The sequence below is a fragment of the Salinibacterium sp. SWN167 genome (genome assembly GCF_015864665.1).
GTDB lineage: Bacteria > Actinomycetota > Actinomycetes > Actinomycetales > Microbacteriaceae > Rhodoglobus.
Window position 1 is genome coordinate 1,872,960 of the sequence record NZ_JADYWU010000001.1, and the last position, 13,784, is coordinate 1,886,743.

The 13,784-nt window shown below is 60.7% G+C and carries 11 protein-coding genes; 4 read left to right on the forward strand and 7 right to left on the reverse strand.

The window, feature by feature from the left end:
• Positions 1-95: 95 nt before the first annotated feature.
• The 4 genes from I6E60_RS08950 to I6E60_RS08965 all read right to left on the reverse strand — a co-directional run bounded on the left by I6E60_RS08950 (position 96) and on the right by I6E60_RS08965 (position 6,350).
• Positions 96-1,487: an NAD-dependent succinate-semialdehyde dehydrogenase gene (locus I6E60_RS08950; RefSeq protein ID WP_197179771.1), complete on the reverse strand. Its 1,392-nt coding sequence runs from the start codon at positions 1,485-1,487 to the stop codon at positions 96-98.
• Positions 1,488-2,001: 514 nt separating this feature from the next.
• Complete coding sequence (locus tag I6E60_RS08955) at positions 2,002-2,205, reverse strand: hypothetical protein (protein ID WP_197124826.1); 204 nt, start codon at positions 2,203-2,205, stop codon at positions 2,002-2,004.
• A 96-nt stretch (positions 2,206-2,301) separates the two neighbouring features.
• Entirely contained in the window at positions 2,302-5,253 is a 2,952-nt protein-coding gene (locus tag I6E60_RS08960) for a lamin tail domain-containing protein (RefSeq protein WP_197179772.1), read from the reverse strand.
• 221 nt (positions 5,254-5,474) lie between these two features.
• Positions 5,475-6,350, reverse strand: coding sequence for a LysR family transcriptional regulator (locus I6E60_RS08965; protein WP_197179773.1), 876 nt, complete (start codon positions 6,348-6,350; stop codon positions 5,475-5,477).
• Between the two features lie 115 nt (positions 6,351-6,465).
• On the opposite strand from I6E60_RS08965, the gene I6E60_RS08970 reads away from it, so the two are divergent.
• Genes I6E60_RS08970 through I6E60_RS08980 form a run of 3 tightly spaced genes read left to right on the forward strand, consistent with a single transcriptional unit; the run spans position 6,466 to position 8,052 of the window.
• Positions 6,466-6,747, forward strand: a complete 282-nt coding sequence (locus I6E60_RS08970) for a hypothetical protein (RefSeq protein WP_197179774.1) — start codon at positions 6,466-6,468, stop codon at positions 6,745-6,747.
• 55 nt (positions 6,748-6,802) lie between these two features.
• Complete coding sequence (locus I6E60_RS08975; RefSeq protein WP_197179775.1) at positions 6,803-7,759, forward strand: hypothetical protein; 957 nt, start codon at positions 6,803-6,805, stop codon at positions 7,757-7,759.
• Entirely contained in the window at positions 7,756-8,052 is a 297-nt protein-coding gene (locus I6E60_RS08980; protein WP_197179777.1) for a transcriptional regulator, read from the forward strand. The genes I6E60_RS08975 and I6E60_RS08980 overlap by 4 nt, the downstream gene beginning before the upstream one ends.
• On the opposite strand, the gene I6E60_RS08985 is transcribed toward I6E60_RS08980, so the two are convergent.
• Both I6E60_RS08985 and I6E60_RS08990 read right to left on the reverse strand, forming a co-directional pair.
• Positions 8,049-9,737 (reverse strand): hypothetical protein, encoded by a 1,689-nt coding sequence (locus I6E60_RS08985; protein ID WP_197179779.1) that lies wholly within the window; start codon positions 9,735-9,737, stop codon positions 8,049-8,051. The two genes, I6E60_RS08980 and I6E60_RS08985, sit on opposite strands and share 4 nt — an antisense overlap.
• Before the next feature lie 68 nt (positions 9,738-9,805).
• Positions 9,806-10,708, reverse strand: coding sequence for an ATP-binding cassette domain-containing protein (locus I6E60_RS08990; protein ID WP_197179781.1), 903 nt, complete (start codon positions 10,706-10,708; stop codon positions 9,806-9,808).
• Between the two features lie 160 nt (positions 10,709-10,868).
• Here I6E60_RS08990 and I6E60_RS08995 point away from each other — a divergent pair, with 160 nt between their 5' ends.
• Complete coding sequence (locus I6E60_RS08995; protein WP_197179783.1) at positions 10,869-13,259, forward strand: excinuclease ABC subunit UvrA; 2,391 nt, start codon at positions 10,869-10,871, stop codon at positions 13,257-13,259.
• A 36-nt stretch (positions 13,260-13,295) separates the two neighbouring features.
• Here the strand turns inward: I6E60_RS08995 and I6E60_RS09000 are convergent, their stop codons facing one another.
• On the reverse strand, positions 13,296-13,700 hold the full coding sequence (locus I6E60_RS09000) for a VOC family protein (protein WP_197179785.1): 405 nt from the start codon (positions 13,698-13,700) through the stop codon (positions 13,296-13,298).
• Positions 13,701-13,784 lie beyond the last annotated feature (84 nt).

Sequence of the window (13,784 nt, forward strand, 5' to 3'; positions counted from 1 at the left end):
CGCAACTCAGAGCGGGACACGTGCACACGTGTTCCCACTCGCTTGACCGGATGGTCAGCCCACGGGGACCGGGGGCTGGCCATCCGAGGTAAGGGTTAGAACGCCGCGTTGATATCCACGACGTCGATGACCTTTTTGTTAACGAATTCTTGAATACCGAGGTTGGTCAGTTCGTGGCCGTAGCCAGAGTGCTTGACACCACCGAAGGGAATGTCGGCCTTCACCATTGTCGGGTGGTTGACGTAGACCATGCCCGTGTCGATCTTCCTGGCGACCTTTTCACCGTTAACGGTGTCCTTCGTGAAGACGGAACCTCCCAAACCAAAGGGTGAATCGTTGGCGACAGCGATCGCCTCGGCTTCATCCTTGACGCGGATGACGATGGATACCGGCCCGAAGAACTCTTGGTAGTAGCACGGGTTCTTCGAGTCCATCTCGGTGAGGATCGTCGGCTGGTAGAACGCTCCGGTCGATGGCACGGGGGCACCGAGGGTTTCGGCCTTCGCTCCCCCAGCGATCGCGTCCTTAACCTGACCTGCGAGCTTGTCGGCAGCAGCCTGAGATGACAACGGTGCAAGCGCCGTTGTCGGGTCCATCGGGTCGCCTGCCTTCAACGCTGCAACACCGGCACGATACTTCTCAAGGAACTCATCGAAGACCGCATCGACCACGATCATTCGCTTCGCCGAAACACAGACCTGACCGGCGTTCCAGTGGCGACCGAACACGGCCCACTCGACTGTCTTATCCATATCAGCGTCCTCAAGAACAACAAATGCGTCGGAGCCACCGAGCTCGAGGGTGCTCTTCTTGACTGCTTTCGCCGCGTAGGCGGCGATAATCGAGCCCGCTTCTTCGCTCCCCGTGAGCGCTACGCCGCGAACGCGCGGGTCAGCGATCACGTGCTCAGTGAGGTTGTGCGGAAGAAAAAGGTTCTTGAATCCGCCGGCAGGAAGTCCGGCGCGCGCAAACAGGTCATCGAACATCGCCGCCGACTGAGGAACGTTGCTCGCGTGCTTGAGCAAGATCGTGTTGCCTGCCACCAACTGCGGTGCCGCAACACGAACAACTTGGTAGTACGGGAAGTTCCAGGGCTCGACGGTAAGGAGAACGCCAAGCGGCTCATTCACAATCTCGACTTCACCTTCCGCGGCATACGCGACCGGAACCTTCTCCGTCTCGAGCAATGCGCCACCACGTTCCGCGTAGTACTCGAGGATATCGGCCGACAGATCCACCTCAGCCTCGGCCTCGGCGATTACCTTACCCATCTCCAAGGTGAGCAGCTCCGCGTAGCGACGCTTATCCGCGCGCAGCAGTTTCGCTGCTTTGGCGAGCACCTCCATCCGAGTTGAGTAAGGAGTTTCACGCCAAGACAGGAACGCTTGATGCGCCGCAGTGATGGCCTCGTCGACTTCCTGAACCGTTGCATCGGGGAACGTCGCGACTACTTCATTCGTATACGGGTTAATGGTTTGGTACGCCATTGTGGGGATCCTTTCGTGTGTTGTTTATTGCGGGGCGGGAACGCTGCGGCCAATCAGGTCGCGGGAACCAGCACGGGTGGAAACCGGAAGACGGCGCGCACGTCGCCGAACATCCCGACCAGTTCGGTCGGGACGAGAGCGGCCGCCGGCGCGGCGAGAAGGGACCGCGAATCAGCTTTCGCGGACTCTATACGAGGGCCTACGCGAAGCGCTAAAACTGGGGCGGCGAGTGTTGCGGTCATAACATTCCTCTGGCGATAGCGAAAGATATTCGCTGCCGAGGACTGGAGCAACAGAAACAACGCTACTCCTCACCGCCACCGACTTTTTCCAGTTTCGGTAAATTGCCAGAAAAAACGTGCTGAGGTTTCTCCGCGCCTTTACGGCGCCGCGAAAGGGCACAAAAAAAGACTCGGCGTGCCGAACCGGTTTCCCGGATACGGACTCACGTCGAGCCTGGCCGTACAGGGCGCTGTCCCACCCGTAGTTGCTTAGTGTGCTACCACTTCTCTTCTCAGTCGCGTGGCCCATCCTCCGAATTGAGTTCATGCTCGTCATACACCGGGGACACTTCGCGGAGCTCCGAGCCTTCGGGCGCTCCCTCCTTGGCGAAAGGAACTACTGGTTCGCCAGCGACGGCATCGTTGGTCACCAGCTCATCGGCATCGATTGCGTCATTCGGATACTCGAATCCGGAGTCGGTGGAATCTGAATTCATGGTGCGGCCTTCCTCAGTAAAGCGATTGCCCGCGAGTGACCTCGCGCGTCTGTGTCTATTGAACGCCGCCAGGGAGCCAGAAACAAGCGCGATTCTTTACCGGGACGAAACGCCCGCCTCGCGGCGACGGATCATGACCATCGCGAATCCAGCGATGAGGATCATCAACGGCAGCTGAATCGGTAGCGCTGACCCTGAACCGGTGAACGCGAGCGAACCAGGTTCCAGTGCAGTGATCGTGATATCGGCCCAACCGATCAACGAGCCATCTGTCGCGGTGACTACCAACCGGTGAGCACCGGGTGACAGCGCTAATGGAATGGTTGCTGAGACGGTGCCGGCGGCGCTGACTGTAGGCGATCCCAGCAGAGTCGGCGTGGAGTAGATCCACGTGTTCACGACAGTGCCAGCAGGTGACGCGCCCATAGCGATCGTGATCGTTTCGCCCGGCTTGGCCCGAGCCGGGGCTGTGATCGAGCCTCGGGCCGCCTCTACGAGGCTCGCGGCCGGCACTGCAACGGGAGTCGTCGGCGTGGTTGGGTCGGTCGGGTCGGTCGGGTCGGTTGTCACGGTGCAGTCGATGGTGCCTGACCGCAGCGCGATGCCGCCCGTGTTCGAGTCATCCGACCAGTAAACGTTCGTAGAACCGGATACACACTCCGAGTGGGGCACCACAGCGAAGCCCTCGTTGTTGAGGTTCGGCATGCCAGAGGGACGCTCAAAGACAGTGGCGACTTCGAACGAACCCTTGGCGGCACCATCCCGGGTGATCTCGAGGAGTGCGCTGCGTCCCTCACACGTGTCGTCGCAGACGGCCCAAAGCGCACCCAGCGCGGCATCGAACTCGAGCTCCATCACACCAACGAAACCACTCTCGATCGTCGCAACGCGCTGAAACGAGCCGGAGGTTTGGTCGAGGGCGTAGGCGTAGATCGCGCCGTTGGCTTCGAGACCAACGAAGAAGAGTCCGTCACCGTGATCTGCGTACGCAGCCGGGTCGTAAAGCGCGTTGGTGCTTTCGTCGACGAAACCCTCAGCCACGAGGTAGGTGTCGGGAATCCACGCAATACCCTCGAGCCCAGAGTTCGCCGCAATGACGGGAAGGTCGGTGGTGAGGTTCCATTCCTGGCTAGCAGTCAGCTCCGAGGCCGAACCCGAGACGTCGTAGCGAAGAATTGTCGGACGGCTGACACCACTGTTGGAGTTGTCGCGCTCGCTGGCGATGAAAACTCCCTCGGATGCTCCGGCCGCCGTCAACGCGACGCCTTCGGCATCCACGTCGCCGGAACCGCTGGCATAGTGAAGCAGCTTGCCGTCGCTCCACGAGTCGGACGTTTCGGGCACCCAATTTGTGCCATCGAAAACGAGCTTGTACAGATAGCCGGGACCATTCTTAGCAGCCCAGAGAACATCACCCGAAGTAGTGGCTTCAAACGCGAGCCCGCTCATATTGTCGCCGAACGCGTTTAGCTCGTTGACCGGGGTGATGGTTGAGCCGCCCGGCCACGGCGAGGTTTCGAGTTCGCCAACGCAACTGTTCGCAGCGCCCTTGGTCGAGGCCTTCGAAGTCTCGAAGTCGCCCGTTCCGTCGGGGCAGCGCGCGTAGGTCGTCGCGGCGTGCGAGGTCCACTCATAGCTATCCACGAGCGTGACACCGTCGGCGCTGAAAAGTCGTGCCGAGTCTCCCCCACCGAGCCCAAAGCCAGGCTCGACCACGAGATAGTCGCCCGCGGCGATCGTCGTGCCGGCAGCGAAAGTGTGGACATGGCCGTCGTCGTTGTCCTTGAGCGCGAAGCCCGAAACATCCACTGCATCAGAGCCGTTGTTCTTGAGCTCAACCCAGTCGCTCGAGTCACCCTTCGACTCAACTTCGTTGATGCGGATTGGCGCACTGCAGTCGTTCGCGAAACCCTTAGTGGAACTCGTCGTGTCGCCGAAATCAGAGCCGCACAGCCCGAGCGTCGTCGCGGAGTGGCCGTTCCAGCTGTGTGAATCGATGAGAGTGACACCGTCGGCAGCGAAGACTCGCACGGAGTCATTAGAACCAAGTCCGAAGCTCAAAGTGGGCTGGTCAACGACGTAGAACGCGCCCGCAGCAATCGAGGTGCCCGCGGGAATTGATGCGGCGTGGCTGTCATTGTCGTCCTGAATAATCCAGCCGGAGATGTCGACCGCGCTGCTGCCGCTGTTGACGAGTTCGACCCAGTCGGTCGCGTCACCGTTCGATTCGATTTCGTTAATGCGCACGCCCGGGAGTTCAGCCGCACCACAATCGTTAGCGGCACCCCGTGTCGTGCTGTTCGTCGTCGCGAACTCGCCGACACCGTCCGGGCAACGACCGTAGCTGCTGCTCGCGTGGGTGGCCCAGCTGTAGCTGTCAATCAGCGTCGTTCCGTCGACCTGGAAGACGCGCGCGGCATCCGAACCGCCTAAGCCGAACGATGGCTCGAACGCATAGAAGGCGCCGGGCTCGATCGTCGTTCCACTCGGAATCTGGTCGGTGCGACTGTCCTTATCGTCCTTGAGCACGAGGCCCGAGATATCAACAGCAAAGTCCGAAATGTTCGTGAGTTCGATCCAATCAGCAGCCTCACCGCTCGATTCGATCTCATTGATTCGCACCGCGGCATCCGCAGTGATCTCGCAAGCGTTCGCCGCGCCCTTGGTCGAAGCCACCGTGTCGCGGAACTCGCCGGTGCCGTCTGCGCAACGCCCATAGGTGACCGCAGCGTGTCCGTCCCAGGGGTACGAATCGACCAGAGTCACCCCGTCGACAAGAAAAACCCGCGCGGTGTCTGCCTTGCCGAGCCCAAAGTTATCTGGGTTAGCGTCGTCATTCACGTCGACCGCCAGGTACCCGCCAGCCAGAATCGAAGAGTCGGCAGGGAGCGTCAGTGTGCGGTCGTCTTTGTCATCCTTGAGGACCCACCCCGATACATCCACTGTTTCTGTTCCAGTGTTAATGAGCTCGACCCAGTCGAAGTTATCGCCGTTCGACTCGACTTCGTTGATGAGGATGCTCGGCACTGCCGCTGCGATAGCAGGCACCGGGGCTCCTACCGCCGGCAGAGCTACCAGCGGTACTGCCACAGCAAGGGAAGTGATTAGGGCGGCAAGGGGCCGTCTGCGCATGAGGGATGCCCTTCAAGGCTTCGTCGATAGATGCCCGTCCGGGTGGCGAGGCAAGCGCAGTCTTGAGGAACTGCGTAAACGGCGGGTGAACGCGAGCTAACGACGCGGTGCTCGAGCGTGCGTCTGGCGCAGCCGCGTTAGTCCCTCATCGCGTCGAGCAGCGACACAACAGTGGAACTACGGGGAGAATGCGGATTCCAGACTGCTTCGTAACTGATGAGCAACGGGGTTCCCTCCCGGAGCACCGGCTGGGATCGCGCATCCGGAGAGAACTGCGATCGCGGAAGCAAAACCCCTCCCAGCCCAAGCTCGCCCCACTTCTGCAGCGTGCGGTAGCTGTCAGCCTCCCCGGCGTAACGCGACAATGGGCGGTTCGACTCTGTGAATAGTGCCTCGGTGAATGTGGTGAGCCCACAGGCGTCACCGACCAAGACGAGCGCCTGAACGGCGAGCGTCGAGAACTCAATCGCCTCGCCATTGCCCCGAGTGGCGCCCGACGGCAAGTAGTGCAGGGCTTCGCTCTCGAGAACGCGGTTTGCGAATTGCCCGGCGGGTGCGACCGAGGGAATGAACAAGACGTCCAATTCTCGTTGCGCAAGGGCTTCTCGAAGTGGAATCATATTGTCTTCGCGAAGAACGAGAGCGCCCAGCTGTTCGCGACTGGCTGCCTCGAGCGCTCGACCAATGAGCGACGACGCGAGGAGTGGAGACACGCCAACGCGAAGCGGTGGAGCGCTATCGCGAACACTCGCAATCTCGTGCGCGATGCTTTCCACTGAGCCGAGCATCTGGAGAACGTGAGGCAGAATCGTGCGTCCCAGCGCGGTGACCGCCACCCCACTGGGTGAGCGATCGAAGAGCTGCGTTCCAATCGTGCGCTCGAGGGTCGCAATCCCCACCGACAATGCGGGCTGGGTAACGCCGAGCGAGGCTGCCGCCTGCGAGAAGGAACCGAAGTGAGCGGCGGCTCGAACATAAGCGAGCTGCACAACGGTAATCGATTCGCCATACATTTTCTTTATAGCCCCCATGATCAACTCGCGGGTTCACGCGAACCCGAATGCTCGTAATCATAGATTCTACGAGCCCGGCGCCCACATCCGGAGCCGACTGATCAAAGGAATTATTATGGCGCAGTTACAGATCACCCTCATTGTCTCTGACGAGAACCGGGCGGCCGCGGCAGCCGTGTATGCCAAGTACAAGCAAGAGTTTCTCGACGGTGCGGCGGGGGCAACATCGAAGCACCTCCTCATCCGCTCCGAAGACGTGCAAGTACTGCACGTCTTCGACACTGTCGAGAACGCCAATGCTTACCTCACGAGCGAGCTATTCACGAACGATGTTGTGCGCGAGCTAAGCCCGTTGCTCGACGCGGCTCCCGAAGTGCGTATCTACGACGAGGTGTAGCCCCGACGACCGGGAGACGTATTCGTGCAAACCTCATTTCTGTTACGCTTTCCAGATGGAAAGTGAATCTCACGACTCCCCTAGCGCCACCGACGCGGCGCTGGCACCGACCGGCATAGACGCTTCTCGATTGCTCACACAGCACGCGAACATGCGGGACTCAGTGCAGCGACGTGGCCCCTCGCGCGGCTTCGCGTGGTTCCAGCTTTGGGCCGGGCTGATGACTCCGATCTACATAGCGGTCTTCCTGTTCGCGTTCTCCGCGGATGCCGGCACAGCAGGCGACAATCACCCCGGTAATTTTTCTCAGACGTCGCTCCTCATCGTGCCTATCTTGGCGTTCAGCACTTTGACGACCGGCGCTCGCGAACGATTCGGCATCCGCACTTCGCTCCCGCGACTCATCTGGATTCCGTTAGTCGCGGCGCTTGTCGGCATGGCCGCTCTCTCAGGCCTTTCGGTGTTCGACATCCCTTACCCCCGCTGGCTCATCGTGCTGGTGGCCCTAACAGCGCTCATTCCGTTAGTTGTCCCTGCAGTGATTCGATTAGTGCGCACTCCTCGCCCCCATGATCAGGCGCCGGCAGCGTACGCGATGCTCAGCAGGCCCGTTCGATTTACGACTGCGATCATAGGGGCGGTTGCTGGGCTGCTGGTTACCTCCGGCACTAACGTGATCGTCGCGACGCTCGTGATGCTCGTAGCGTCCGTGGGCATCATGCTCTCGTTCGTTCTGAACGAGTCCCCCTGGACTCTGCCGCGAGCCGGCTACGAATGGGGCTGGATTCAGTGGACAGCATTCGCGCTGGCAACCAGCACGCTCTTCTTGTTCGCCGCGCTCAACCCGCTGTCGGTCACCGTCTCCCCTGCAGTTTCTGTCTTGTCAGGCATCGCAGTATTCGCGATCATGCTCGTGGCCGCCGCGCTCCCGGCACCCGTGATTGAAGAACCTGCCGATGCAGCGTCGCTCTCTGCAGTGCAGGCACCAGTGCCAGCGCCGGACGCGCCATGAAACATCCCCGCCATCAGCTAGATGACGCGTTCCTCACGCCCGTGAGGCTCTCCCTCATGGCAGCGCTCGGGCGCAGTAATGAGATCGACTTCGCCACGCTCAAGACGCTGCTGGAGGTTGAAGACTCTGCCCTCAGCAAAGCGATCAGCTACCTAGTGGATGCCGGCTATGCCAAAGCAATCAAAGGAACGGTCGGCAATCGTCCCCGCACCTGGGTAACGTCGACAGCAGCTGGCTACCGATCGTACGAGCGGCATTTACTGGCGTTGCGCGCCATTACAAACCTCGCTTAGACGCCGCGGCGACGCAATCTCAGCCAGCCAAGCAGCACCGCTCCAAGTGCCCACAACACAAGCATCGGCATGTCTTGTTCCGAGTAGAAGTGCATTCGGTTGTCTTCGTCAAAGACTTGGTAAGAGGAATTGAGGGAAAAAATCCATGCTGCCTCAACGGGATCCGGAAACAACTGCGAGATGTTGGCGAACCACACGAACGGTGTTCGCGCGGTCGGTTCCTGCAGCCAGCTCAACAGGTACGGGAAAACAATAAAGGTTGCCGCTATGGCGAGCAAGGTTCCTGCGGCTGAACGCACGACGATGCCTACTCCGCAGCCGATCACTGCGGTAAGAACAAGGCTCAGCGTGCCGCTGATGATCGACAACGCGACGATTGGCTCTGCCAGAGAAGGAATGTAGCCCTGCCGCTGCAAGATGACCACGACTAGCGGTGCAGCAACGATGAGCGATGTGGCCATCACGATCAGCGTCGCAGTGGCCGAAACGATCACTTTCGCGAGAACCAACCGACCCCGATGGGGCACGGCAGTCAGAGCCGGGCGGATTGTTCCGGTGGAAAAGTCAGCCGTCGCAATGATCGCTCCCACGCCAGCGATGAGGAGATGGCTCAAAGTAAGCCCCGCAGCGATGCTGAAGTTCACCTGACCGAAAGTGAGCAGCTCAAGGTCGCCAGAAATTAGAGGGCTGACCTGCTGCTGCTCTGGCGTAGAGGACCCCGCCCATTGGCAGGCCAACCAGACGTTCGCTACCCAGCTGAGCGCCAGCAGCCATCTCACCGCGGGCGTACTGAAAGCCTTGAGCGATTCTGAGCGCAGCACCCCCGCAAAGCTGGAACGAAGTGGACGCTCTCGCAGCCTTCGACGCTGAAGCAGCAGTTTCCGCACCCGTTCGGCCCCAATAACGCTGTGCAGGCGTCGTCGAGAGAAGATGACGATCGATAGCCCGAGCGCGAAAACCGAAGCCACGAGCAGCGACAGAAAGCCTTCGCCCGGCGTCAGCGAGGATGCCGGGGACATGTCCGTCGCGATTGCCTGGGCTGGCTCATGCGTGGTCATCGCTTGAAGGGCTGAGGCTGGCAACCAGTCAATGAGTCGCAGACCCGCCTCGCCCGCGACAACAAGGACTAGCCTCGGCAGCAAGAACACGGTGCCGAGCACGATCAGCACCGCAACCGCTGTGGACCGTGACACCGCAGCGGCAGCGATACCCAGAATCGCGAACAACACACTGCCCCCGGCGACACTCAGAATCACGACGGTCGTCTCACGCAGCGAAGCAGCAAGGTAGCCACGCGAATCGAGTGTGACGAACGCGATACACGCTGCGGCGGACGACCCGGTGATACTTGTGAGAAAAGCGAGCACCATTGCCGGAGCAACCTTGGCCACGATCAAAGCCCACCGTCGTGGCACAGCAGTCAACGAGCCGGAAAGTACATCAGCCGCATATTCGGAACTCATCGCAATGACGCCCAGAATGGCAGCAAGAAACGCCACCGGCAGGGCGCTCAATGCGATTGCTTCGAACAGTATGGGAGTGCCGTCGCGCTGGGCTAACTCATCCGTATAGACAGGGACAGGGAGCACTCGTACAGCCCCGAGAACGATGGGAAGCAGAACCAGCGCGGCCACAACGCCGCGCGTCGCGATCAGCGACCACAATTTTACTCCTTCGGACCGCATGAGTCTCCACGCCGCCCGCGGGACCGCGAATCCGCCCCGCGCCCGGTTAGCAGCAACCGCGCGCACCGCTACGAACCTGTCCGATATTCGACACTTGAGTCAGTGAGCTGCCGATAGGTGTCTTCGAGAGAGTCAATCTGAGTTCGCAATTCAGAGAGTGGGATGCCGAGACGAGCGACTACAGCTCCAACGTCAACTGCAGTCAGACCTTCGATAGTGAGCGCGTCTGCCTGCGCTTCTACGCGTGCGCCGAGGGTAGTAAGCGGCGCGATGAGCTCATTCGCGCGCCCAGAACGCAGCAAGACTCGTTCAGCGCCATGGAGACGAGCAAGTTCCGTGAGCGGAGAATCCGCGAGCACCTTCCCTCGTCCGACAATCACGACGTGGTCAGCAGTGAGCGCCACCTCGCTAATCAGATGGGAGGAGAGCAGCACTGTTCGGCCCTCCGCCGCGAAGCCCCTCACCAATTCTCGAAACCAGATCACGCCGTCGGGATCAAGACCGTTCACGGGCTCATCGAACACGTACACGGCAGGATCTCCCAGCATGGAAGCCGCGATGCCGAGGCGTTGCCGCATTCCGAGCGAATACCCACCGACGCGACGAGAGGCCACAGCGCTGAGCCCCACTTCCTCGAGCACAAATTCAACGCGTTCGTTAGGTATCCCATGGGTGAGGGCCAGCGCCCTGAGATGGTCGAAACCGGTGCGACCCGGATGCGCGTTGCGGGCATCCAGTAGAGCACCAACCTGAAATAGCGGGTCCTTGATGCGCCCGTAGGCCTCCCCTCCAACCAGAGCTTCGCCGGATGTCGCGGTTTCAAGGCCGAGCAAGATGCGCATCGTCGTGGTCTTACCAGAACCGTTCGGCCCCAGAAAACCGGTTACTCGTCCAGGCTCAGCGGTGAAACTCAGGTTGTCCAGCGCGAGCTTGCCGCCGAAACGCTTCGAAAGGTCGCGAAACTCAATCAACCGCGGCCCCTATCGTGACGGATCATCATCTTAGATTCCCACAGCGAGAACCGGAGCACTAGAGTCTCCGTGCAATCGCCTGAACACTCGCAATAATGGACACAAGCATCCGCGATATCGCAGTGCCGCGACATCCGCACCTCCAGGGAGGCACCCAAAAATGGCCAGCACGAGCACCCCCGACTCCCCCAGCGCCCACGCTGCAGATAGCCACGACCTCATTCGGGTGAGGGGTGCTCGCGAAAACAATCTCGCCGATGTGAGCGTCGACATCCCGAAACGCAGGCTCACGGTCTTCACAGGAGTCTCGGGCTCAGGCAAAAGCTCGCTCGTCTTTGGCACGATCGCGGCCGAGTCGCAGCGCATGATCAACGAGACCTACAGCGCGTTCCTGCAGGGATTTATGCCGTCACTGGCTCGGCCTGATGTCGATGTACTCGAGGGCCTCACGACGGCGATCATTGTCGACCAAGAGCGCATGGGCTCGAACGCCCGCTCCACTGTCGGCACCGCCACGGACGCCAATGCCATGCTGCGCATCGTGTTTAGCCGGCTCGGCGATCCGCATGTGGGATCACCGCAGGCGTTCTCATTCAACGTGGCGTCCATCTCCGGCGCCGGCGCGGTCACCTTCGAGAAGGGCGGCGTTACGACCAAAGAGCGGCGAGAGTTCAGCATCACCGGCGGTATGTGCCCCACATGTGAAGGTCGCGGCACCGTCAACGACATCGATCTCACGCAGCTCTACGACGACAGCAAATCGCTCGCCGAGGGCGCGCTCACCATCCCGAACTACACCGCCGATGGCTGGATGGTGCGCATCTTCACCGAATCAGGCTTCCTCGACCCCGACAAGCCCATCAAGAAGTACACCAAGACTGAGTTGCACGATTTTCTCTACAAAGAGCCGGTCAAGGTCAAGATGCAGGCGATCAACATGACCTACGAGGGTTTGATCCCGAAGATTCAGAAGTCGATGCTGTCGAAAGACCGCGAAGCGATGCAGCCGCACATCCGTGCCTTTGTCGATCGCGCCGTCACGTTCACGGCCTGCCCCGACTGCGGCGGCACCCGACTCAACGAGGGCGCTCGAGCATCCAAGATCGCCGGCATCAATATGGCGGATGCTTGCGCCCTGCAGATCAGCGATCTCGCCGAGTGGGTGCGTGGCCTGAAAGAGCCCTCCGTCGCGCCCCTGCTCGAAGCGCTACAGCAGACCCTCGACTCGTTCGTCGAGATCGGCCTCGGCTACCTCTCGCTCGACCGGCCCGCCGGCACGCTCTCGGGCGGTGAAGCCCAACGCACCAAAATGATCCGCCATCTCAGTTCGTCGCTCACCGACATCACCTACGTCTTCGATGAGCCAACCATTGGCCTCCACCCGCACGATATTCAGCGGATGAACGAGCTCCTGTTTCGCCTGCGCGACAAGGGCAACACCGTGCTCGTCGTTGAGCACAAGCCCGAAACGATCTCGATTGCCGACCACATCGTCGACCTCGGACCAGGTGCCGGCACTGAGGGCGGTCAGATCTGCTTCGAGGGTAGCTTCGCCGACTTGCGCCAGAGCGATACCGTCACCGGCCATCACATCGATGACCGGGTCTCGGTCAAGACTGAAGTGCGATCCCCCACCGGTGTGATGGAAATCCGCGGCGCCGACACCCACAATCTCAAGAATGTGGATGTTGATATCCCGCTCGGCACTCTGGTCGTAGTGACGGGCGTTGCAGGCTCCGGCAAGAGCTCCCTTATCCATGGGTCCGTCGTGCCCCGCGACGGCGTTGTTTCCGTCGATCAAGCTGCGATCAAGGGATCTCGTCGCAGCAATCCCGCGACTTACACCGGGCTCCTCGAACCCATCCGCAAAGCGTTCGCGAAGGCCAACGGGGTAAAACCTGCGCTGTTCAGCGCCAATTCCGAAGGCGCCTGCCCCAACTGCAATGGCGCCGGCGTAATTTACACCGACCTCGGCGTCATGGCCACTGTCTCCTCTCCGTGTGAGGTGTGTGAGGGCAGGCGCTTTCTAGCCTCGGTGCTGGACTACAAGCTCGGCGGGCGTGACATCAGTGAAGTGCTCGGGATGTCCGTTGCCGAGGCCGAAGCCTTCTTCGGCGAAGGCGAAGCCCGCACTCCCGCCGCCCACACCATCCTCGACCGACTCGTTGATGTCGGGTTAGGCTACCTGCGCCTCGGCCAGCCGCTCCCCACTCTCTCCGGCGGCGAACGGCAGCGCCTCAAGCTCGCGACCCAGATGGCCGACAAGGGCGATGTTTATGTTCTGGATGAACCGACCACCGGGCTGCACTTGGCCGATGTCGAGCGACTCCTCAGCCTGCTCGACCGGCTCGTCGATTCGGGAAAGTCCGTGATCGTCGTTGAACACCATCAGGCAGTAATGGCCCATGCAGATTGGATCATCGATCTCGGTCCCGGTGCCGGCCACGACGGCGGAAACATCGTGTTCGAAGGCACGCCAGCGGATCTCATCGCCGCGAAATCGACACTCACGGGTGAATACCTCTCGGCGTATGTGGGCGACCGCAGCTAGGGAAAACTTCGAGTTCACCACGCAAGCGGCAGAAAGCTACCAGCTATAGATTCTCGGAATGATGGCGTGCCGCACCGACTCGTCGGGGCCCGGAAAGACAACCATGACTGGCAGATGGTCGGGGTCACGGCCCTCAACGACTTCGAAGTCATCGAGTCGTTCGCGACGAACATGCACCGACTCACGTCGCAGAGCCTCTTCACAACGCTCGAATTCCTCCAAGCTTCCTGCGCTCCAAATGAGGTACTGGATGCCAACAGAGCCGAGAACGCGACTCGGTTGGGCATGCTTACCGCGAAGGTAGAGTTCGTAGTTCTCGGGGCCGACAAGCAGAGCCGCCGACTCGTCAAGAATTGAGCAGGTGAGTCCGAGGAGATCGCAGTAGAACGCGACCGATCGATCGAGATCCGAAACAAATGTGACGGCGGATGTGAGACGCACGCTAGCTCCTTGCCGAATAACCCTGAGCGTCGCCGGCTGGCGTGCTCGCTCTGGCGGTTGACGCGAACGCCAGCAAGTCATTCG